We start from the raw sequence: 21,212 nt of genomic DNA on the forward strand, positions 1-21,212 counted from the left end.
CCGACGCCACGGAGCAAGCCGCGCTCTACTCGCAAGGCCCGCCCCGGGCGCGCGCCCCGGCCGCCGCCGAGAGCCCCTGGAGCCGGGCGCTCCGGCTGGCTCAGGCCGCTTGCCGGGGCGCTGCCCGGTTCAGGACTGCTCGGCGCCGTCGTGGGCGGCCACGAGTTCCCGGGCGCGCCGCACATCGACGGCCATGCGCTCCAGCAGCGCCTCGATGGTCGCGAACTTCTCCTGCCCCCGCAGGAAGGCGAGGAAGTCGACCTCCACGTGGAGCCCGTACAGGTCGAGCCCGACCCGGTCGATCGCGTACGCCTCCACCGTCCGCTCCGTGCCGTCGAACTGCGGGTTGGTGCCGACCGAGATGGCCGCCGGCATCGCCTCCCCGTTCGCCGTGAGCCAGCCGGCGTAGACGCCGTCGGCCGGGATCGCCGTGTGCGGCAGGGTCTCCAGGTTGGCGGTGGGATAGCCGAGCTCGCGCCCGCGCTGCGCGCCCCGTACGACGACGCCCTCCACCCGGTGCGGGCGACCCAGCACCTCCATGGCGCCCGCCACGTCGCCCTCGGCGACGAGCTTGCGGGTCAACGTCGACGAGAACGGCTCGCCGCCTCCTGCCTCGCCCCGCTCGTAGAGGTCGACGATCTCGACCTCGTAGTCGTAGGTGCGGCCGAGTTCCCTGAGCGTCTCCACGTTGCCGGCGGCCTTGTGCCCGAAGCGGAAGTTCGGGCCCTCCACGACCACCTTCGCGCGCAACTTGTCCACGAGCACCTTGACCACGAACTCGCTCGGCGGGAGCTTCGAGAACTCCATCGTGAACGGCAGGATCAGCACCGCGTCCACTCCCAGCTCCGCCATCAGCTCGGCGCGCCGGTGGTGCGGGGCCAGCAGCGGTGGGTGGCTGCCGGGGCGCACGACCTCGCTCGGGTGCGGGTCGAAGGTCACCACCACCGCGGGTACGCCGAGCTCGCGCGCCCGCGCCACGGCCCGACCGATGATCAACTGGTGCCCGCGGTGCACGCCGTCGTACGAGCCGATGGTGACCACGCTGCGTCCCCCAGACCCAAAGAATGCTGCCTCGGGGATGTCCTCCAAGCCACGCCAGCGTTGCACTGTGCCCGCTCCTCACCCGAACTCTTGTCTGTCCAATGACGCAGGTCTAAGACTGCCATGCCCACGTCCCGTCCCCGCCATCACCCACCCGTCCCCGCACGCCCCGGGCTCACCCACCGCGGGAGCCTGCCAGGGCTCCGTGCTCCGTGCTCCGTGCTCCGAGTATGGCGCGACAAGGACGACGTACCCGCGGACAGCACAGCTCCCGTCGGCGGGCAGCGCGAAGCCGCCGGCTCCGTCACGGGACGGGGCCGGCGGCTGGGGTGCCTGATGGCGGCGGCGTACGGCGGCGTGGGGCCGTGGCACGGCCTCGCGGCGGGCGGTTCCTAGGCGAAGACCGCCAGGCTCTTGGCCTTGCCGTCCCGTTCCTCGATGAGTGCCAGGAACCGACCGTCGGGGTCGAAGACCGCGACGGGGCCCTCGACGCCGAGCCCAGGGCCCTTGAGGCGGACGCCGTTGCCCAGAAGGCGCGCCTGTTCGGCGCTGACGTCCCAGCGGGGGAAGGCCGCCGCCGCGGCGTCGGCGATCGGGAGCACCGTCAGCGACGCCTCCAGCTCCTCCAGCGAGTACGCCCCGGACAGGCCGTAGGGGCCGACCCGGGTACGGCGCAACGCGGTGAGGTGGCCCCCGGTGCCGAGGTCGGTGCCCAGGTCGCGGGCGAGCGCCCGGATGTACGTACCCGAGGAGCACACGACCGTGACGTTGAGGTCCACGACGCGCGCGCCGTCGGCGGCGACCGCCTCGCGCATCTCGTGCACGTCGAAGGTCGAGACCGTCACGGGGCGGGCCGGGATCTCGAACTCCTCGCCCTCCCGTACCCGTGAGTACGACCGCTTGCCGTCGATCTTGATGGCGCTGACCTTGGACGGAACCTGCTGGATGTCGCCGGTCAGCTTGGCCACGCCGGCGTCGACGGCCGCCCGCTCCAGGCCCTCGGCGCCTGCGGACGCGGTGATCTCGCCCTCGGCGTCGTCGGTGACGGTGCTCTGGCCGAGCCTGATGGTCGCCGCGTACTCCTTCTCGGTGAGCGCCAGGTGACCGAGGAGTCGGGTCGCCTTCTCCACGCCGATGACCAGCACGCCGGTCGCCATGGGATCGAGCGTCCCGGCGTGTCCGACCCGGCGCGTTCCCGCGAAGCGACGCAGTTTGGCCACGACGTCGTGCGAGGTAAAGCCGGCCGGCTTGTCCACGATCACCAGTCCGTCCGGACCGGTTCCCTTGCGCTTCATGCCTGTGTGGTGCCCTCGCTGCCGGTCTCGGCCTCGGGGGCCTCGTCGTCGTCCTCGTCCGGCTTGCGGTACGGGTCGGCGTCGCCGGCGTACGTGGCGCCCTCGGACGCCTCGCGTACCTGCGCGTCGGCCGCCTTCGCCTTGGCGAGCAGGTCGTCGATGGTGCGGGCGTTGTCGGGCAGCGCGTCCGGGACGAACGTCAGCGTGGGGGTGAAGCGGACGCCGGTCTGGCGGCCCACCTCGGAGCGCAGCACTCCCTTGGCGCTCTCCAGCGCCGCGGCCGACGCGGTGCGCTCCTCCTCGTCGCCGAAGACCGTGTAGAAGACAGTCGCCTCCCGCAGGTCACCGGTGACCCGGGTGTCCGTGATCGTCACGTAGCCCAGCCGCGGGTCCTTGATGCGTCGCTGCAGGGTCTCCGCGACCACGACCCGGATGCGGTCAGCCAGCTTGCGTGCCCGCGCGGTGTCGGTCATGCGTCTTCTTCTCTCTTCTTCGGTTCACGTATCAAGTCGTCGGACGCGGCGCCGTGGCTCCCCGCGCCGTCGCGGGGCCCCGTTGCGAACCGCCACCGGCCCAGCCACCGCGGGCCCGCCGCGAGGTCGGGCGGTGCCCCGACGGTCACGGTCAGTCGTCGTCGCCGTGGTACCGCCGTCTGACTGACAGCAGCTCCACTTCGGGGCGAGCGGCGACCCAGCGTTCGCATCGGTCGAGCACGTCCGCGAGGTGCCCCGTGTCCCCGGAGACCGCCGCCAGACCGATCTCGGCCCTGCGGTAGAGGTCCTGGTCGCCGACCTCCGCCACGCTCACCGCGTACTTGCGGTACAGCTCGGCGACGATCGGGCGGACGACGGAGCGCTTCTCCTTCAACGACCGTACGTCGCCGAGGAGCAGATCGAAGGACAAGGTCCCTACATACATGTCTGTCCGGTTAACCCGCCGGTTCGGGGTAGCCCCCCGCCACTGCTTGGCAGGGACACCAGAACCGTACACGCAACGGCCGAGGCCGATCGACGGGATTTCCCCTCCGCCGCTGTCACCAGCGGCGGAGGGGGCCCGGCCGACCGGCCCCGGACCGTTACGGGTCAGACGAGATCAGCCGCGCGGCTTCTCCCGCATCTCGTACGTCGCGATGACGTCGTCGACCTTGATGTCGTTGAAGTTGCCGAGGTTGATACCACCCTCGAACCCTTCGCGGATCTCGGTGACGTCGTCCTTGAAGCGGCGCAGGCCCTCGATGTTGAGGTTCTCCGCCACGACCTTGCCGTCGCGCAGCAGGCGTGCCTTGGTGTTGCGCTTGACCTCGCCGGAGCGGATGAGGACACCCGCGATGTTGCCGAGCTTGGAGGAGCGGAAGACCTCGCGGATCTCCGCCGTGCCCAGCTCGACCTCTTCGTACTCCGGCTTGAGCATGCCCTTGAGGGCCGCCTCGATCTCCTCGATCACCTGGTAGATGACCGAGTAGTACCGGACGTCGACACCCTCGCGCTCGGCCGCCGACGTGGCGCGGCCCTCGGCCCGCACGTTGAAGCCGATGACGATGGCGTCGGAGCCCGCCGCCAGGTCGATGTCGGTCTCGGTGACCGCACCCACACCGCGGTGCAGGATGCGCAGGTCCACCTCTTCGCCGACGTCGAGCTGGAGCAGCGAGGACTCCAGGGCCTCGACCGAACCGGACGCGTCGCCCTTGATGATGAGGTTGAGCTGCTGCACCTCGCCGGCCTTGAGCACCTTGTCCAGGTCCTCCAGGGAGACCCGGCGGGTGCGCTTGGCGAACGCGGCGTTGCGCTCGCGGGCCGCACGCTTCTCGGCGATCTGCCGAGCCGTCCGGTCCTCGTCGACGACCAGGAAGTTGTCGCCAGCGCCCGGCACGTTGGTCAGACCGAGCACCAGGACCGGGGTCGAGGGGCCGGCCTCTTCGAGCTGGGCGCCGGTGTCGTCGAGCATCGCCCGGACCCTGCCGTACGCGTCGCCCGCCACCATCGTGTCGCCGACGCGCAGGGTGCCGCGCTGGACCAGCACGGTGGCCACGGCGCCACGGCCACGGTCGAGGTGGGCCTCGATCGCGATGCCCTGCGCGTCCTGCTCCGCGTTGGCGCGCAGGTCGAGCGAGGCGTCAGCGGTCAGGACGACCGCCTCCAGGAGCTGGTCGATGTTGAGGCCCTGACGCGCGGAGATGTCGACGAACATGGTGTCGCCGCCGTACTCCTCGGCCACCAGACCGAACTCGGTGAGCTGACCGCGCACCTTGGTCGGGTCGGCACCCTCGACGTCGATCTTGTTCACCGCGACCACGATCGGCACGTCGGCCGCCTTGGCGTGGTTGAGCGCCTCGATCGTCTGCGGCATCACACCGTCGTTGGCGGCCACCACGAGGATCGCGATGTCCGTCGACTTCGCACCACGGGCACGCATGGCGGTGAACGCCTCGTGACCCGGGGTGTCGATGAAGGTGATCTTGCGCTCTTCGTTGTTGACCTCGGTCGAGACCTGGTACGCACCGATGTGCTGGGTGATGCCACCAGCCTCGCCCGCGACCACGTTGGTCTTGCGGATCGCGTCGAGCAGTCGCGTCTTACCGTGGTCGACGTGACCCATGACGGTCACCACCGGCGGACGCGCGACGAGCATGTCCTCGCCGCCCTCGTTCTCGCCGAACTCGATGTCGAAGGACTCGAGCAGCTCGCGGTCCTCCTCCTCCGGGCTGACGATCTCGACGTTGTAGTTCATCTCGTCGGCGAGGAGCTGCAGCGTCTCGTCCGAGACCGACTGGGTCGCGGTGACCATCTCACCGAGGTTGAGCATCACGGCGACGAGCGACGCCGGGTTGGCGTTGATCTTCTCCGCGAAGTCGGTGAGCGAGGCACCACGCGACAGGCGGACGGTCTGTCCGTTGCCGCGCGGCAGCATCACGCCGCCGACCGACGGGGCCTGCATGGCCTCGTACTCCTGGCGCCGCTGCCGCTTCGACTTGCGACCGCGCCGCGCCGGACCGCCGGGACGACCGAACGCGCCCTGCGTGCCACCACGGCCACCCGGGCCACCGGGACGACCGCCGAAGCCGGGACGGCCACCGAAGCCGCCGCCACCGCCACCGGGACGACCGGCGAAACCGCCGCCGCCACCGGGACGACCGCCGCCACCGCCACCACCGGGACGACCGGCGAAACCGCCGCCGCCACCGGGACGGCCAGCGCCACCGCCACCACCGGGGCGACCAGCGCCACCGGGGCCACGACCGCCGCCACCGGGGCCCGGACGCGGACCCGCGGCCGGACGCTGCGGCATCATGCCCGGGTTCGGACGGTTACCACCGGGGCCACCAGGGCCGCCACCGGGACGCGGGACGCCGCCGGGGCCGCTCTGCGGACGGGGCATCGAGCCGGGGCTCGGACGGGCGCCGCTCGGACCGGGACGCGGACCGGCGTGACCGCCCTGACCGCCACCCTGCGGGCGCGGACCACCCTGGCTCTGACCACCGGGGCCGGGCCGCGGGCCACCCGGACGGGGCGCCTGCGGGCGGGACATGCCGGTGCTGCCGCCGGAGGTGAAGGGGTTGTTGCCCGGGCGCGGGCCGGAGGGGCGCCCGCCCGGACGGGGAGCGCCACCCTGGCCGCCGGGACGCGGCGCGCCGGAGCGCCCGCCACCCTGACCCTGACCGCCGCCCTGACCGGGCGTGCTGGGACGGGCGCTGGGACGCGGGCCCGGCGTCGCGCCGGGCTTGGCGCCACTGGGCCTGGGGGACGCGGCCGGAGCCGCGGGGGGCGCGGTGAACTCGGGCTGCGCCGGCGCGGACGGCGCCGCCGGGGCGGGGCCGGGGCGCGGAGCCGAGGCCGGCGTCGGGCTCTTCGGGCCCGGAGTGGGGCGCGGACCCGGCGTGGGGGCCGCACCAGTGCCGCCCGCGGGACCGCTCGACGCCGGCTTGGGGCCGGGCGTCGGGGCCTTCGGGGCAGCGGGACGGGCCGCCTGCGGAGACGGCGCAGACGGCTTGGCGGGCGACGCCTTGCGCGGCGCCGCGGGCTTGCCAGCGGAACGGCCGGAACCGTTGCCCTGCTGGAAAGCGTCAGTCAACTTGCGCACAACCGGCGCCTCGATCGTCGAGGACGCTGAACGTACGAATTCACCGAGTTCAGTGAGCTTGGCCATGACGACCTTGCTCTCGACGCCGAACTCCTTAGCGAGTTCGTATACCCGGACCTTAGCCACATCGCTCCTTTTAGGTCCGGGGTTCACCGCCGGACCGTCGCTACTTCATGGGCGTACTCATCGCGTACTCATCGAGTGCTCATCGCAATCTCGACCTACTTCCAACTCGCGAGGTACCTGACCGCACGGTGTCCCGTGCCGTTCTTCCAACTCTTACGGTGTTACCTGCTCGACGTAGCCCCGCAAGGCGGTCGTGTCGAGCGGGCCCTGGACCCGGAAGGCCCGGGGAAACGCCCGGCGGCGAACCGCCAGGTCGTGACAGACCAGTGTCGGGTGCACGTACGCACCCCGGCCGGGCAGCGTACCGCGCTGATCGGGGACACATCCGCCCTCGACCACCACGATGCGCAGTAGATCGCCCTTTACCGCACGCTCCCGACATCCCACACAGGTTCGTTCAGGGCATGCGCTGACGCGCGTCCGGCCAGACACTGTTTTAGTCTACCTCCCCGCGTCGACCCCACCCGTTTAGGGCAACGATCGAACGGTCGTCGTTATGCCGCTTCGCTGAGCCCGTCGCTCGCTCGGCGACGACTCCGCGTTCCTGGTGCCGCACAGCGTGCGACACCGGCCCACCAACCGGACACGGCCGGCATCCAGCCGCCCCGTGCCCCGTGCCCCGTGCCCCGTGCCCCGTGCCCCGTGCCCCGTGCCCCGTGCCCCGTGCCCCGTGCCCCGTGCCCCCAGGCAGCATCGCCGCTCCGTGCTCCGTGCTCCGTGCTCCGTGCTCCGTGCTCCGTGCTCCGTGCTCCGTGCTCCGTGCTCCGTGCTCCGTGCTCCGGCCAGTCTCGCCGTGCGGGGGCTGCGGTGGGCGACGGTGCCGCATGTCTCGAGGGGTCGGGCCCCGAGGCTTCAGGGTGCCGAGCCTCAGGCTCCGGGCGCTTGGCGGCGGGACCGTGTGGATGGAGATCACGGGGTGGTGAGACCCTGTGCCGCCCCGCTCGCGCCCACTGGCCGCCGGTTCTACGTCGCTGGCTCCGACACGCGGCCCACTCGGCGAACGTGGCCGCTGGGCTCCCTGCCTCGCTCTGCGTGCTGGACGCCCCGCTTGGCGCAGTCGGCGACTTCGGCGTACGAGGGGTACGACGCGAGCCGGGTCCGGAGGCGGGGCGCCGGATCGTCGGGCCCACGAGAGGGGCGGTTCTGGCCCGATGCGATTGGGTGACGGTCTCGTTCCGGGGCCCGCCATCCAGTGCCGGCGCGCCGTACGCATGGCGCCACGTTCCATATCGGCTCCGCCCCGGGGCGGAGCGCTCGGCAGCAGTGCGCCAACCGGCCCGCTCCGTGGCGCATGACACACGAGCGGCGTGCGCCGCACGCCCCCCGTACAGGCTCGTGCGCCCTCGCGCGGACCCGCAGCCTCCGCACCGGCCCCGCGCGCTCCGTCGTACCCCCGCGCGACCGCGCGGGCGTGGGGCTCAGCTCTGGCCGGCCGGCTGCTGCTCGGTGTCGGGGCGGATGTCGATGCGCCAACCCGTGAGACGCGCGGCGAGGCGGGCGTTCTGCCCCTCCTTGCCGATGGCGAGCGAGAGCTGGTAGTCCGGCACCGTCACGCGCGCGGAACGCGCCGACAGGTCCACGACCTCCACCTTGCTGACCCGCGCCGGCGACAGCGCGTTGGCCACCAGCTCGGCCGGGTCGTCCGACCAGTCCACGATGTCGATCTTCTCGCCGTGCAACTCCGCCATCACGTTGCGCACCCGCCCGCCCATCGGACCGATGCAGGCACCCTTGGCATTGAGACCGGAACGGGTGGAGCGTACGGCGATCTTCGTACGGTGCCCCGCCTCACGCGCGATGGCCGCGATCTCCACCGAGCCGTCCGCGATCTCCGGCACCTCCAGCGCGAAGAGCTTGCGCACGAGGTTGGGGTGGGTCCGCGAGAGCGTGACCGACGGGCCGCGTACGCCCTTGGCCACCCGAACGACGTAGGTGCGCAGGCGGGTGCCGTGGGTGTACTCCTCGCCGGGGACCTGCTCCTGCACCGGCAGGATGGCCTCCAGCTTGCCGATGTCCACCAGCACGTTCTTGGGGTCCTTGCCCTGCTGGACGATGCCCGCGACGACATCGCCCTCGCGCCCCGCGTACTCACCGAAGGTCACCTCTTCCTCGGCGTCCCGCAGGCGCTGCAGGATGACCTGCTTGGCGGTCGTCGCGGCGATCCGCCCGAACCCGGACGGCGTGTCGTCGAACTCCTGCGGCTCGGCGCCCTCCTGGGCGTCCTCCAGGTCGGCGGCGTCCTCCTTCGCCCACACCGTCACGTGACCGGTCTGGCGATCCAGCTCAACGCGCGCCTGCCGGCGGCTGCCCTCGGTGCGGTGGTACGCGATGAGGAGGGCCGCCTCGATCGCCTCGACCAGCAGGTCGAACGAGATCTCCTTCTCCCGCACCAGACCCCGCAGGGCACTCATGTCGATGTCCACGGCTACGCCTCCTCTTGGCTCTCGTCGTTCTGCTTCTCACTGGCCTTGCGATTGAACTCGATCTCCACTCGTGCCTTGGAGATCTCGCTGAAGGCAAGGCGGCGCTCCGTGGGCTTGCGACCCTTCACACCCGGGACCTCCAGGTCGAGCCCGTCGGCGTCCACCGCGACGATCCGGGCGAGCAACTCCCCGCCCTCGACGAGCTGTGCCTTCATGAGGCGACCTGTGGCGCGGCGGTAGTGGCGCGGCTCGGTCAACGGCCGGTCGGCGCCGGGCGAGGTGACCTCAAGGACGTACGGTGCGCCGCCCATGACGTCCGTTTCGTCGAGGGTCTGCGAGACCGCTCGGCTCAACTCCGCACACGCGTCCAACTGCACGCCCTCGTCGGAGTCCACCACGATACGGAGCACGCGCCGCTTCCCGGCCGGGGTCACCTCGATCTCTTCCAGATCCAGGTCCCGCGCGCTGACAAGCGGTGTCAGCAGTCCGCGCAGCCTCTCGCTCTGGGTGGTGCTCATCCGGGTGACTCCTCGGCCGCGTGTGCTGTTGTGGGAACGTCGCGTGTCAGACCAAAGCCTAGCTGTTCCGACGACGGGCTGACGATTCGGCAGTCGCGTCGCGCCCCGTCCCCGTGGTGCGGGCCGTACGGGGCGGCCTGCGGCGGGGGCAGCGGCACTGTGACGCGTGTGATGGGTACGCTCGCCTGCGGTGATCACGAGCAGGGGATGAGGAACGTGCCGCTCACGAGAACAGCGTCAGGCCCCACGGGCCCGCGCAGACGCAGCCTGCTCGCGCTCGCCGGCGGCTCGGTCGGGGCCGTCGGCGTCGGGGCGTTTCTGACCGGCTGCACCGACGGTAGCGACGACGGGGCCGACTCGGACGGGCGAGCCTCGGCCGACGAACGCCTGCGCGGCGAGGCGGCCCGAGGCTCACTCAACCTGCTCGCCCACTACGACGCGACCATCACGGCGCACCCCGCACTCGCCAACCGGCTCCGTCCGCTCCGTAGCGAAGTGGCTCGACACGCCGAGGCGTTCGGCTCGCCCCCGCCGTCGGCTTCCGCGTCCCCCTCCGCGACCCGTGAAGGGAGCGGCCCACGCCGCACCGTCGAGGTGCCCCGGGACGCCCGCAGGGCGCTGACCACACTGGCCACGGCGGAGCGCCGGACGGCGGACGCGCGCACGGCGGCCCTCGCCACCGCCTCGCCCGAACTCGCCCGGCTCCTCGCCTCCGTAGCCGCCAGCGGCGCGGCTCACGCCTACCTGCTGGCGGAGAGCCACACGTGAGCCCCCGGAGCGGAGCGCCGCGTCGGGTCGGGTCGGGTCGGGTCGGCCAGCGCCTCGCCCACACCGTCCGTGCGCCACGGGGCGCGGGGCGGGGCGTGTGGAGGGTGCGGCGCTCGGGGCGTGCGAGACCGTCCGGCGCGGCCACGGAGCACGGAGCACGGAGCACGGAGCACGGAGCACGGAGCACGGAGCACGGAGCACGGAGCACGGAGCACGGAGCACGGAGCATCCGACGATGACGGGCTGACGTGCCGCACCGCAAGTCAGGGACGAGACGAACCGCGCAGTGGACGGGACATGGCAGAAAGGTCGCCCATATGAGCAGGGCCCGACAGCGTACGGCGGAGGCCGGTGGCGTCAACAGCGCCATGGCCGCCGAAGGCAGCGCGCGCGAACGGAGCCGCGACGCGTCGACGGAGCCCACGCTGCGGGCTACCCAGGCGGCTCTGGCGGCTGAACATGCCGCCGTCTACGGATACGGCGTGGTCGGCGGTCGCATTGAGGACCAGCGGCTACCCGAGGCACGCGAGGGCCTGACGGCCCACCGGGCACGCCGGGACGCGCTGGAGCGCGACGTGCGGGCCCTCAAGGGCGAGCCCGTCAGCTCCGCAGCCGCCTACGCGCTGCCCTTCCCCGTACCTGACGCCGCCGCGGCAGCCCGGCTCGCGGGCGAGATCGAAGCCCGGCTCTGCTCCGTCTACGCCGACCTGGTCCGGGCCGCCGAGGGCGCAGCCCGCCGGGAAGCCGCCGCCGCTCTGCGCGAGGCAGCGGTGCGAGCGGTGCGCTGGCGCGGCAGCAGCGTAACCTTCCCTGGGCTCACCGAACGGGCTGCCGGCGGCGTTCCCTCAACCACCACGAGCGACGTAGCCGACGCGTTGTGAGGCGCCGTTCAGCGGCCTCCGGCCGCGCGGGAGTGACGGGGCTCCGGAACGGGAGAGGGCACGCTCTCGCGGCGTACGGCGCGAGTCGTCCCCGTCCCCGCCCCGCTGGAGCACCGAGCACGCCGGCTCCGCGCCCGCCCATCCGAGCACGGCGCCACCGCCCCGCACGGGGCACGGGGCACGGGGCACGGGGCACGGGGCAGGCTAATCGTCGGTGAGCAGGTGCGAGAGCGGGACGTCCGGGAGGTGCGCGTGCACGCCTCGTTCCGCGCAGCGGAGGCAGACTGTCGCCGCACGGTGGCGGGCCGCACTGGGGCGGCGGGGCACGTTCGTACGCGGCACCGTCAGGTAACGGAAAGGGACAGCTCGGGAATGGCAACAGCACCGCACGAGGGTGGCTCGGGGTCCACGGGAGGAGTTCCGGTGGAACCGCCGCAGCGCCTGGCCCGCGCTGTACAGGACGAACACGGGGCAGCTGGCGGAGCCTGGCTGGCGACCGTGCCCGAGCGCGTCCAGGGCCTGCTCGACCGCTGGAAGCTGACCGTCGAGCGGGTCTGGACACCGGGTGGCCGCGGGAGCCTGCTGGTGCTGGTGTACCAAGCCGACGGGGCTCCGGCCGTACTCAAGCTCGGCGCGAACGCGGAGCGCGTCGAGCGCGAGTGCGCCGCGCTCACTCACTGGGGCGGCTCCGGCGCCGTACGGATCCTGCGGAGCGAGTGCCCCGAGGGTGCCCTGTTGCTCGAACGGCTGCACGGCGAGGTGAGTCTGCGCTCCCTCCCGGAACCGAAGTCCATGCTGGAGGCGGCCGAAACGGTTCGGCGCTTGTGGGTGCCGCCGCCAACGGGGCATGCGTTCCCCTCCGTCTCCGACCACACGGCCGCCCAGGCCGCGGCGCTACGCGCAGCACGCGACCAGCCCTGGGCAGCCGATGTCGGGCCACTGATCGACGAGGCACTCGCGGTGCACGCCGAACTCATCGCCGCTTCGCCCGAGTCGCTGCTGCTGCACGGCGCATACCAGCAGGGCAAGGTACTCGCCGGCGATCGGACCCCCTGGCTCGCGATCGCGCCCGAGCCGGTCGTCGGGGAGCGCGCGTACGACCTGGCCTGGCTGGCTCGGGACCGTCTCGACACCTTGATCGCACTCCCCGGCGCCTCCAACGCCGCCCGCCGGCGCGTCAACAAGCTCGCCGACTCGCTGGAGCTGGACCGGGACCGCCTACGCGGCTGGGCCCTGTTCCGCTCCGTAGCCGCCGGCGTGCGGCGTCTGTCCCGGAGCGAGCGCGACGAGGGAGAGTTGCTGTTGGAGTTCGCGGGTTGGCTGTAGCAGCCTCCCGCTCCGTGCATCCATCGCCCCGTGCCCCGTGCTCCGTGTCCGCCGCAGAGCACGGAGCACGGGGTACGGGGCACGGGTCCAAGCAAGACGGGGCGGGGGTACCGGCAGCGGCAGGCGCACGGCGCCGTTACGCGGTGAGGCGTGCCACCGCCTCGTCGATGGCGAGCTCCTCACGCTCGCCCGTCCGTCGGTCCTTCAGCTCGACCACGCCGTTCGCCGCCCCGCGCCCGACGACCAGGATGGTCGGCACGCCGATGAGTTCCGCGTCCGTGAACTTCACGCCGGGTGACACCCCGGCCCGATCGTCAACGAGCACCCGCACGCCAGCGCCGCCCAGCCGCTCGGCGACATCGAGCGCGAGTTCGTTCTGCAGGGCCTTGCCCGCCGCGACGATGTGCACGTCGGCCGGCGCCACCTCGCGCGGCCAGCACAGCCCCGCCCCGTCGTGGGTCTGCTCCGCGAGTGCCGCCACGGCGCGCGAGACGCCGATGCCGTACGACCCCATGGTGACCCGCACCGGCTTGCCCTGCTGTCCGAGCACGTCCAGTTCGAAGGCGTCGGCGTACTTGCGGCCGAGTTGGAAGATGTGGCCGATCTCGATGGCGCGGTCGAGTGTGATGCCGGCGCCGCAGGCGGGGCACGGGTCGCCAGGCTCCACGACGACCACGTCCAGGTACTCGTCCACCTCGAAGTCCCGGCCGCAGACGACGTTCCGAGCGTGTGTGTCGGCCTTGTTGGCGCCGGTGATCCAGGCCGTGCCCGGGGCGACCCGCGGGTCGGCGATGTAGCGGAACGCCTTGCCCGCCATGCCCTGCGGGCCGACGTACCCGCGCACCAGGTCGGGCCGGTCGGTGAAGTCCTCGGCCGTGACCAGTTCAACGGTCGCCGGCGCCAGGTGCTCGCCCAGCTTGCCGAGGTCCACCTCACGGTCGCCCGGCACACCGACCGCGACGATCTCGCCGTCCACCTTGACCAACAGGTTCTTCAGCGTCGCGGAGGCGGACACCCCGAGGTGTACCGCCAGGGACTCGATGGTGGGTGTGTCGGGCGTGTCCAACTCCTCGACGGGGCCGTGCGCCGCCCCGTCCCCGGCCGACGGCGCCGCGAAGGTGACGGCCTCCGTGTTGGCCGCGTAGTCGCACGCGGGGCAGTCCACAAAGGTGTCCTCGCCGGCCGCCGCAGGCGCCAGGAACTCCTCCGACGCCGAACCGCCCATCGCCCCGGAGACCGCCGACACGATCCGGTAGTCCAGGCCCAGGCGCTCGAAGATGCGGGTGTACGCGTCACGGTGCAGCCGGTACGACTCGGCCAGGCCCTCGTCCGTGACGTCGAACGAGTACGAGTCCTTCATCTGGAACTCGCGCCCACGCAGCACGCCCGAGCGCGGCCTGGCCTCGTCCCGGTACTTCGTCTGGATCTGGTAAACGATCACCGGCAGGTCCTTGTACGACGTGCACTGGTCCTTGACGGTGAGCGTGAAGATCTCCTCGTGGGTGGGGCCGAGGAGGTAGTCGGCGCCCTTGCGGTCCTTGAGCCTGAAGAGCAGGTCGCCGTACTCGTCCCAGCGCCCACTCGTCTCGTACGCCTCCCGTGGCAGCAGCGCGGGCAGCAGCACCTCCTGAGCGCCGATCGCGTCCATCTCCTCGCGCACGATGCGTGAAACGTTGTCCAGCACGCGCTTGCCCAGCGGCAGCCAGCTCCAGATTCCCGCCGCCGTGCGCCGGACGTACCCGGCGCGGACGAGCAGCTTGTGGCTGGCGGTCTCGGCGTCAGCCGGGTCGTCGCGCAGTGTCTTGAGCAGCATCGTGGACATGCGCTGGACGTTGACGGCATGGGCCATGGGGATCTCCTGCGTGCGAGGTGCGGTGAGCGAGAGGTTAGCCGGAGCGGGTCACGCCGAGGAAATGAGTCGCGGCCCCGTGCCCCCGAGCAGGAGCCGCCCCGTGCCCCGTGCCCCGTGCCCCGTGCCCCGTGCCCCGTGCCCCGTGCCCCGTGCCCCGTGCCCCGTGCCCCGTGCCCCGTGCCCCGTGCCCCGTGCCCCGTGCCCCGTGCCCCGTGCCCCCAGGCAGGATCGCCGCTCCGTGCTCGGCTCACCGCGTGTCCCATGGTCTGTGCCGGCCTCGGCTCCCGCCCGATCCTCGCACCGTGCGCTGGCCCGCACGCCCCGGAGCGCTCAGCCGGCCGGTGCCGGGCCCGCTCCGCGCTCCCCCGGCCGGGTGCTACCGCCGCCGCAGCGGCAGGTGCGCTCCCATCACGACGTACGGGCTCCGTGCGCTCGGGAAGTGCACCGGGCGGGCCAGGTCGCGGTAGCCCAGGTCGCGGTAGAGGCCGCGGGCCGGGGTCTCCGCGTCGATCGCGGACAGGATGCTGCGGGGTTGGACTGCCACGTCGGTCAGCATGGTGATCAGGGCCCGGCCGATGCCGTGCTTCTGGTGGGCCGGATGGACGTGTAGTTCGGTGATGACGAAGGAGTCGTCCAGCCAGTCCTCGTGGCCCTCGGCTCGGAGGTACGGGGCGACGATCGTGGACCACCAGTAGGAACGGTGGTTCGGCAGACCGTAGACGAAGCCGACAAGGCGGCCGGTCTCGGTGGTCGCACCGAGGGCACGCGCGCCCGGGGTCGCCAGATGTCGGAGGACGATGTGGCGCCGCACTCCGATCTCGTCGTCCGTCAGCCCGAAGGCGAGGGCCTGGACTGCGAGCGCGTCGTCCACGCGAGCCGCGAGGTCGAGTGGCCCGACGGTGACGTCTCGGGGAGCTGGGGGTGGGCCCGCGGCGGGGTGCGACATGAGCGGCACACTACTGGCCGGCCCGGACGGAGTCAGAACAGGACGCTCATGAACGCGCCGACCTCACGGAAGCCGACGCGCCGGTACGCGGCTCGGGCCGCCGCGTTGAAATCGTTGACGTACAGGCTGACGACCGGGGCCACCTCGCGCAGGGCGTAGCTGAGTACGGCGGCCATGCCGGTCTCGGAGAGGCCGCGGCCCCGGTACTCGGGGGCGACCCAGACGCCCTGGATCTGGCAGGCGTGCGGGGTGACGGCGCCGACCTCGGCCTTGAAGATGACCTGTCCGTCTTCGACGCGGGCAAAGGAGCGGCCGGAACCGACGAGCTCCGCGACGCGCGCCTGGTAGAGCAGACCACCGTCGCCCGCCAGCGGTGAGACGCCGACCTCCTCGGTGAACATGGCCACACAGGCGGGCATGATCACGTCCATCTCGTCCTTACGGACGCGGCGCACCAGAGGGTCGGGGGTGACGTTCGACGGCATCGTCGTGGTGATCATCAGCGGCTGGTGGCCGCGCACCTCGCGCGCCGGGCCCCAGCTCGGCTCCAGCAGGGCCCAGAGGTCAGCGGTGGCCTCGGCGGGCCCGACGATCGAGGAACAGCGGCGTCCGGAGCGGCGCGCGCGGTCGGCGAAGGCGCGCACGGCGTCGGGGGTGGCGCAGATGGGAACGAGGTTGGCCCCGGCGTAGCACAGCGATTCCAGCCGTCCGTCGGCGTACCAACCCCACATCTCGCCGCCGAGCCGCCACGGATCCAGACCTGCCGTCTGGACCCGTGCGGCGACGAAGGCATTGGCCACCGGGTCGCGGTCGAGGACGGCGAGCGCCGCATCGAGCTCACCCGGCTCAAGGACCCTGGTGGTGGTCGTCGTCAGCACGTGTCGGTATGCCTCGTGGTTGCGGGCCTGCGGGCCACAGGGGACTCGGTTTCCGCACTGTACCTCGCTCCCCCGCGCCGCACCCCCGCAACCGTGAACGAGGCAACGACCGGCACACGTCAGCTGACGGATACCTCGGGTTCGCCGGAGGCCACGCCGGCCTTCTCCATCTCTTCGGCGATCTTCATGGCCTCGTCGATCAGGGTCTCCACGATCTTCGACTCCGGCACGGTCTTGATGACCTCACCCTTCACGAAGATCTGCCCCTTCCCATTCCCCGAAGCCACACCCAGATCAGCCTCACGCGCCTCACCCGGCCCGTTGACCACACACCCCATCACCGCCACCCGCAACGGCACCTCCATCCCCTCAAGCCCAGCCGTCACCTCATCAGCCAGCTTGTACACATCCACCTGCGCCCGCCCACACGACGGACACGAAACGATCTCCAACCGACGAGGCCGCAGATTCAACGACTCCAAAATCTGGATACCCACCTTGACCTCCTCCACCGGAGGCGCCGACAACGACACCCGAATCGTGTCCCCGATCCCCTCCGCCAACAACGCACCAAAAGCCACCGACGACTTGATCGTCCCCTGAAACGCCGGACCCGCCTCCGTCACACCCAAGTGCAACGGATAGTCACACCGAGCCGCCAACTGACGGTAGGCATTGACCATCACCACCGGATCGTTGTGCTTCACCGAGATCTTGATGTCCCGAAACCCGTGCTCCTCGAACAACGAGCACTCCCACAACGCCGACTCCACCAACGCCTCCGGCGTGGCCTTGCCGTACTTCGCCAACAACCGCTTGTCCAACGACCCCGCGTTGACCCCGATCCGAATCGGCACCCCCGCATCCGAAGCCGCCTTCGCGATCTCCTTCACCTTGTCGTCGAACTGCCGGATGTTCCCCGGATTCACCCGCACCGCCGCACACCCCGCGTCAATCGCCGCGAACACGTACTTCGGCTGGAAGTGAATGTCAGCGATCACCGGGATCTGCGACTTCTTCGCGATCGCCGGCAACGCCTCCGCGTCATCCTGCGACGGGCACGCCACCCGCACGATCTGACAACCCGACGCCGTCAACTGCGCGATCTGCTGCAACGTCGCGTTCACATCAGCGGTCAACGTCGTCGTCATCGACTGCACGGACACCGGGGCATCACCCCCGACAGGCACCGAGCCCACCTGGATCTGGCGGCTCACCCTACGGTCAGCAAGCTTGGTCGGAACGGACGGCATTCCAAGCGAAATCGCAGTCATCTGGCGAGCAACCCCAAGGTGTGTAACGAGGTCCCGAGATCGGCGGGCTCCGGTCTTCGAGATTACGGCACCCGCCCCGGACACAGCGCACCCAGCCTCTAACCTCACACGATCGGTGATAGCCGGACGAATACGCCATGCCAGAACTTCGCCCCTTCGTGGCACGCACGTCAGCCAGTCGAAAGATCAACACTCCGCGCCGCCCACCACGGCGCCGGCGGCTTGCGGCCCCGTCCCTGTACGCTCACCGCCCCGTAGGCCAGCGCCCCAGCCGCCAGCGCACGCGGCAGGGGCGGGCAGCGAGCGCCTTGGGTGGGCTGGTTGTGCCGTTCCGTACCGTGCCGTCGCATCGCCAGGGAATGCAACGGGCTACGCCGAACCGACCCATTACCATATGCGCTCATTACGTGACGCCGAGTGACCCTCTTGGCGATATGGGACACGTGTCACGTCGTGCGGAGCGGGTGGCGGCGCGGTCGCCGGGGGCGCGCCGTCGGGGCGCTGTGGCCCCGTTCCGGCGGGTCCAGGCGGTCGCGACGAAGCCTCGGCCGGACTGCGCCCACAGCGGCTGACGAAGGCGGCGTACGGCTGGGCCAGAGGCTCGGTACACGGGGCCGCGGTGATGGCCCCGTGACGTAGCCGCGCTCAGGGCGACGCGCTTGCTGGCGCCGCCCCGAGCGGCGGCGTCAGGTGATGCGTACCGGGTTCACCACGTCGGCGATGAGGACCAGCAGGGTGAAGCAGATGAAGATCCCCGCGACGACGTACGCGACCGGCATGAGCTTGGCGACGTCGAAGGGGCCCGGGTCGGGGCGGCGGAAGACGCGCGCCGTCTTGCGCCGTACGGACTCCCACAGCGCGCCCGCGATGTGCCCGCCGTCCAGGGGCAGCAGCGGCAGCATGTTGAACAGGAACAGCGAGAGGTTGAAGCCCGCCACCAGGAACAGCATCGTGGCGACCTGTTGCTCGGGCGGAATGTCGAGGTTGAACACCTCGCCGCCGACGCGTGCGGCGCCCACCACGCCCATCGGCGAGTCGGCCTCGCGCTCGGCGTCACCGAAGGCGGCGTTCCACAGGTCGGGGATCTTGGACGGGAGCGCCACCAGCGACTCGACGCCGGATTCCACCATGTCGCCCATGCGCTCGACGGACTCGCCGAAGGACTGCTGGACGACGCCCGTGGCGGGCGCGAAGCCGAGGAAGCCGGCGGTGACGTACTCGTCCCTGACGTAGCCGCCGTCGCCGTCCGACTTGGCCACCTTGTTCTTGATGAGGTCGGCTTGCAGCGTCTTGTGCGCCCCGTCCCGCTCCACGGTGATGGTGGCGGGCCCCGTGGTGTCGCGGATGTCACGCTGGAGCGTCTGCCAGTCCGGGGTCGGCTGACCGTTGAACGCCACGATCTTGTCACCGGGCTTGAGCCCCGCCGCCTTGGCCGGGGAGTCCTTGGCCCCCTTCGGGCACGTGTCCGTGTTGGCCGAGGCGGGGATCACACACTCGGAGACGGAGCCGACGGTGGTGGTCTGCGTGTTGACACCGAAGGTCATCATCACGCCGATGAAGATCACCACGGCGAGCACCAGGTTCATGAACGGCCCGGCGAACATGACGATCACGCGCTTCCACGGCTTGCGCGTGTAGAACAACCGCTTCTCGTCGCCCGGCTGGAGCTCCTCGTACGCGGCTGACCTGGCGTCCTCGACCATGCTCCGCCACGGCGAGGTGGAGCGCGCCGTGACCTTGCCGTCGTCGCCGGGCGGGAACATGCCGATCATGCGGATGTAGCCGCCGAGCGGGAGGGCCTTGATGCCGTACTCCGTCTCGCCCCTCTTGCGCGAGAAGATCGTCGGCCCGAAGCCGACCATGTACTCCGGTACCCGGATGCCGAACAGCTTGGCGGTCGAGAGGTGTCCCAGCTCGTGCCAGGCGATGGAGAAGAGCAGGCCGACGACGAAGACGATTATCCCAAGAATCGTCATCCAGGTCGTCATGCGCGTACCTCCGATGTTGCCTTCGCCGCCCGTGCGGCCAGTTCCCGGGCGCGGGCGCGCGCCCATGTCTCCGCTTCGAGGACGTCAGTCACCGAGAGCGAGGTTCCATCATGGCGCTTTTTCACGGCGCCTGAGGCCAGTCCTTCGGAGACCACGGCGGCCACCGTGTCCACGATCCCGGTGAAGGGCAGTCGCTCGGCCAGGAACGCGTCCACGCACTCCTCGTTCGCCGCGTTGAACACCGCGGGGGCGGTGCCACCCAGGTCGCCCACGTGGCGCGCCAGGGCCACGGAGGGGAACGCCTCCGTGTCGAGCGGGAAGAACTCCCACGTCGACGCCTTCGTCCAGTCGCAGCCCGGCGCAGCGTCCGGCACCCGGTCCGGCCATCCCAGGCCGAGTGCGATGGGCATGCGCATGTCGGGCGGGCTGACCTGGGCGAGCGTCGAACCGTCGGTGAACTCGACCATGGAGTGCACGTACGACTGCGGGTGGACGACGACCTCAATGCGGTCGAAGGGGATGTCGAACAGCAGGTGCGCCTCGATGACCTCAAGGCCCTTGTTGACCAGGGTCGCCGAGTTGATGGTGACGACGGGGCCCATGTCCCAGGTGGGGTGGGCGAGCGCCTGGCGCGACGTGACGGCGGTCAGCTCCTCCCTGCTACGCCCGCGGAACGGCCCGCCGCTGGCCGTGACGACCAGCTTGCGCACCTCGGCCGGGGTGCCGCCCATCAGGGCCTGGAAGAGCGCCGAGTGCTCCGAGTCGACCGGGACGATCTGGCCCGGCTTGGCCACGGCCTTGACCAGTGGTCCCCCGACGATCAGGGACTCCTTGTTCGCGAGGATGAGCACGCTGCCGGCCTCCAGGGCGGCCAGCGTCGGGGCGAGCCCGATCGAACCGGTGATGCCGTTGAGCACGGAGTGGCACTCGCTGCCCGCCAGCTCGGTGGCCGCCTCGGGCCCCGCGAGAATCTCGGGCAGCGGCTCGGCCCCGTACCGCGCCCGCAGCGCCTCACGGAGCGCGGGCACGACATCCTGCCGCGCGACGGCGACCGTACGGACCCGCAACTGGTGCGCCTGCTCCGCGAGCAGCTCCACCCGCCCACCGGCGGCGGACAGCCCCGTGACCTGGAACCGGTCGGGGTTGCGCAGCACCACGTCGATGGCCTGGGTTCCGATCGAACCCGTTGAGCCGAGGATCACGATGGTGCGCGGGGCCTCCGGGGCTGCGGAGGCGTCAAAGGCAGCGGCGAAGGGCTGGTGCGGCGAGGCGAGGGAGTCCGTCATCCCCCCATTGTGGCCGCTCCGTCGCGGGATTTGGGGGGCGCACCCCTAGTAGGACTCTGCCATAGCGGGGAGGGGGCGAGCCAGGGGCGTCGCGGCGCGGAGCGGGCGGTCTCCTCGGGGGTCGCAGGTGCGAACGCGTGCGCCGGACGGCGCACGCGGGCAGGGCGGGCGACCGGGCCCGCGGTGTCGGGGGTGGTGGGGCCCGTGCTCCGTGCCCCCAGGCAGGATCACCGCTCCGTGCTCCGTGCTCCGTGCTCCGTGCTCCGTGCTCCGTGCTCCGTGCTCCGTGCTCCGTGCTCCGGCGGGACTGTGCCGCGGGTGGTCCGTGCGTGGGAAGCGGTACGGCGCGTGGGCGGCAGGCGAAGTGGGCGGATCTGGGCGCGACGTACGCACACCCGTGGGGCGGGCCGCACTCCTACATGCCGGCCCCGTACGCCCGGTATGCCGGGCGTCGCCAGGATGCGGCGTATTGCTGTGCGGCGTAGCGCGGTGCTGTCAGCGTGCGCGGGAGGCGGGGTGGGTAGCGAGAGGCG

General features: G+C 71.5%; 17 protein-coding genes. 3 read left to right on the plus strand and 14 right to left on the minus strand.

Annotated features, from left to right (window positions below; translation table 11 throughout):
- Positions 1-129: 129 nt before the first annotated feature.
- The 8 genes from OYE22_RS07430 to rimP all read right to left on the minus strand — a co-directional run bounded on the left by OYE22_RS07430 (position 130) and on the right by rimP (position 9,480).
- Positions 130-1,107 carry a bifunctional riboflavin kinase/FAD synthetase gene (locus OYE22_RS07430; protein WP_277319669.1) on the minus strand — a complete coding sequence of 326 codons (978 nt, stop codon included), beginning with the start codon at positions 1,105-1,107 and terminating at the stop codon, positions 130-132.
- A gap of 326 nt (positions 1,108-1,433) precedes the next feature.
- Positions 1,434-2,336, minus strand: coding sequence for a tRNA pseudouridine(55) synthase TruB (gene truB, locus OYE22_RS07435; protein WP_277319670.1), 903 nt, complete (start codon positions 2,334-2,336; stop codon positions 1,434-1,436).
- A complete protein-coding gene (gene rbfA / locus OYE22_RS07440; RefSeq protein WP_277319671.1) occupies positions 2,333-2,809 on the minus strand; it encodes a 30S ribosome-binding factor RbfA in 477 nt (158 codons plus the stop codon). The genes truB and rbfA overlap by 4 nt, the downstream gene beginning before the upstream one ends.
- Positions 2,810-2,960: 151 nt before the next feature.
- Entirely contained in the window at positions 2,961-3,254 is a 294-nt protein-coding gene (locus OYE22_RS07445) for a DUF503 domain-containing protein (RefSeq protein WP_176164422.1), read from the minus strand.
- A 174-nt stretch (positions 3,255-3,428) separates the two neighbouring features.
- Positions 3,429-6,539 carry a translation initiation factor IF-2 gene (gene infB, locus OYE22_RS07450; RefSeq protein WP_277319672.1) on the minus strand — a complete coding sequence of 1,037 codons (3,111 nt, stop codon included), beginning with the start codon at positions 6,537-6,539 and terminating at the stop codon, positions 3,429-3,431.
- Between the two features lie 153 nt (positions 6,540-6,692).
- The gene (locus OYE22_RS07455; protein WP_277319673.1) at positions 6,693-6,971 is read right to left on the minus strand and encodes a YlxR family protein; all 279 of its coding nucleotides are present in this window, start codon (positions 6,969-6,971) and stop codon (positions 6,693-6,695) included.
- A gap of 986 nt (positions 6,972-7,957) precedes the next feature.
- Positions 7,958-8,962, minus strand: a complete 1,005-nt coding sequence (nusA, locus tag OYE22_RS07460; RefSeq protein ID WP_277319675.1) for a transcription termination factor NusA — start codon at positions 8,960-8,962, stop codon at positions 7,958-7,960.
- A gap of 2 nt (positions 8,963-8,964) precedes the next feature.
- Positions 8,965-9,480: a ribosome maturation factor RimP gene (gene rimP, locus OYE22_RS07465; protein ID WP_277319676.1), complete on the minus strand. Its 516-nt coding sequence runs from the start codon at positions 9,478-9,480 to the stop codon at positions 8,965-8,967.
- A gap of 216 nt (positions 9,481-9,696) precedes the next feature.
- On the opposite strand from rimP, the gene OYE22_RS07470 reads away from it, so the two are divergent.
- The 3 genes from OYE22_RS07470 to OYE22_RS07480 all read left to right on the plus strand — a co-directional run bounded on the left by OYE22_RS07470 (position 9,697) and on the right by OYE22_RS07480 (position 12,455).
- Positions 9,697-10,248: a hypothetical protein gene (locus OYE22_RS07470; protein WP_277319677.1), complete on the plus strand. Its 552-nt coding sequence runs from the start codon at positions 9,697-9,699 to the stop codon at positions 10,246-10,248.
- Between the two features lie 368 nt (positions 10,249-10,616).
- Complete coding sequence (locus tag OYE22_RS07475) at positions 10,617-11,129, plus strand: ferritin-like domain-containing protein (RefSeq protein WP_277324033.1); 513 nt, start codon at positions 10,617-10,619, stop codon at positions 11,127-11,129.
- 372 nt (positions 11,130-11,501) lie between these two features.
- The gene (locus tag OYE22_RS07480) at positions 11,502-12,455 is read left to right on the plus strand and encodes an aminoglycoside phosphotransferase family protein (RefSeq protein ID WP_277319679.1); all 954 of its coding nucleotides are present in this window, start codon (positions 11,502-11,504) and stop codon (positions 12,453-12,455) included.
- Between the two features lie 136 nt (positions 12,456-12,591).
- On the opposite strand, the gene OYE22_RS07485 is transcribed toward OYE22_RS07480, so the two are convergent.
- The 6 genes from OYE22_RS07485 to dxr form a co-directional block, all read right to left on the minus strand.
- Complete coding sequence (locus OYE22_RS07485) at positions 12,592-14,304, minus strand: proline--tRNA ligase (protein WP_277319680.1); 1,713 nt, start codon at positions 14,302-14,304, stop codon at positions 12,592-12,594.
- Between the two features lie 379 nt (positions 14,305-14,683).
- A complete protein-coding gene (locus tag OYE22_RS07490) occupies positions 14,684-15,253 on the minus strand; it encodes a GNAT family N-acetyltransferase (RefSeq protein WP_277319681.1) in 570 nt (189 codons plus the stop codon).
- A gap of 32 nt (positions 15,254-15,285) precedes the next feature.
- Positions 15,286-16,131 (minus strand): GNAT family N-acetyltransferase, encoded by an 846-nt coding sequence (locus OYE22_RS07495; RefSeq protein ID WP_277319682.1) that lies wholly within the window; start codon positions 16,129-16,131, stop codon positions 15,286-15,288.
- A gap of 119 nt (positions 16,132-16,250) precedes the next feature.
- Entirely contained in the window at positions 16,251-17,405 is a 1,155-nt protein-coding gene (gene ispG / locus OYE22_RS07500; RefSeq protein WP_277319683.1) for a flavodoxin-dependent (E)-4-hydroxy-3-methylbut-2-enyl-diphosphate synthase, read from the minus strand.
- 686 nt (positions 17,406-18,091) lie between these two features.
- Entirely contained in the window at positions 18,092-19,393 is a 1,302-nt protein-coding gene (locus OYE22_RS07505) for a site-2 protease family protein (protein ID WP_277319684.1), read from the minus strand.
- A complete protein-coding gene (gene dxr / locus OYE22_RS07510; RefSeq protein WP_277319685.1) occupies positions 19,390-20,679 on the minus strand; it encodes a 1-deoxy-D-xylulose-5-phosphate reductoisomerase in 1,290 nt (429 codons plus the stop codon). Before dxr ends, OYE22_RS07505 begins: the two co-directional genes overlap by 4 nt.
- Between the last annotated feature and the right edge of the window lie 533 nt (positions 20,680-21,212).

It is taken from the genome of Streptomyces sp. 71268 (assembly GCF_029392895.1).
Classification (GTDB): Bacteria; Actinomycetota; Actinomycetes; order Streptomycetales; family Streptomycetaceae; genus Streptomyces.

Bases quoted from the DNA above. Each gene is read 5' to 3' on its own strand.
- OYE22_RS07505 (WP_277319684.1), bottom strand. From the start codon at position 19,393: ATGACGACCTGGATGACGATTCTTGGGATAATCGTCTTCGTCGTCGGC.
- truB (WP_277319670.1), bottom strand. From the start codon at position 2,336: ATGAAGCGCAAGGGAACCGGTCCGGACGGACTGGTGATCGTGGACAAG.
- rbfA (WP_277319671.1), bottom strand. From the start codon at position 2,809: ATGACCGACACCGCGCGGGCACGCAAGCTGGCTGACCGCATCCGGGTC.
- OYE22_RS07475 (WP_277324033.1), top strand. From the start codon at position 10,617: ATGGCCGCCGAAGGCAGCGCGCGCGAACGGAGCCGCGACGCGTCGACG.
- OYE22_RS07485 (WP_277319680.1), bottom strand. From the start codon at position 14,304: ATGGCCCATGCCGTCAACGTCCAGCGCATGTCCACGATGCTGCTCAAG.
- ispG (WP_277319683.1), bottom strand. From the start codon at position 17,405: ATGACTGCGATTTCGCTTGGAATGCCGTCCGTTCCGACCAAGCTTGCT.
- OYE22_RS07445 (WP_176164422.1), bottom strand. From the start codon at position 3,254: ATGTATGTAGGGACCTTGTCCTTCGATCTGCTCCTCGGCGACGTACGG.
- OYE22_RS07490 (WP_277319681.1), bottom strand. From the start codon at position 15,253: ATGTCGCACCCCGCCGCGGGCCCACCCCCAGCTCCCCGAGACGTCACC.
- dxr (WP_277319685.1), bottom strand. From the start codon at position 20,679: ATGACGGACTCCCTCGCCTCGCCGCACCAGCCCTTCGCCGCTGCCTTT.
- rimP (WP_277319676.1), bottom strand. From the start codon at position 9,480: ATGAGCACCACCCAGAGCGAGAGGCTGCGCGGACTGCTGACACCGCTT.
- OYE22_RS07480 (WP_277319679.1), top strand. From the start codon at position 11,502: ATGGCAACAGCACCGCACGAGGGTGGCTCGGGGTCCACGGGAGGAGTT.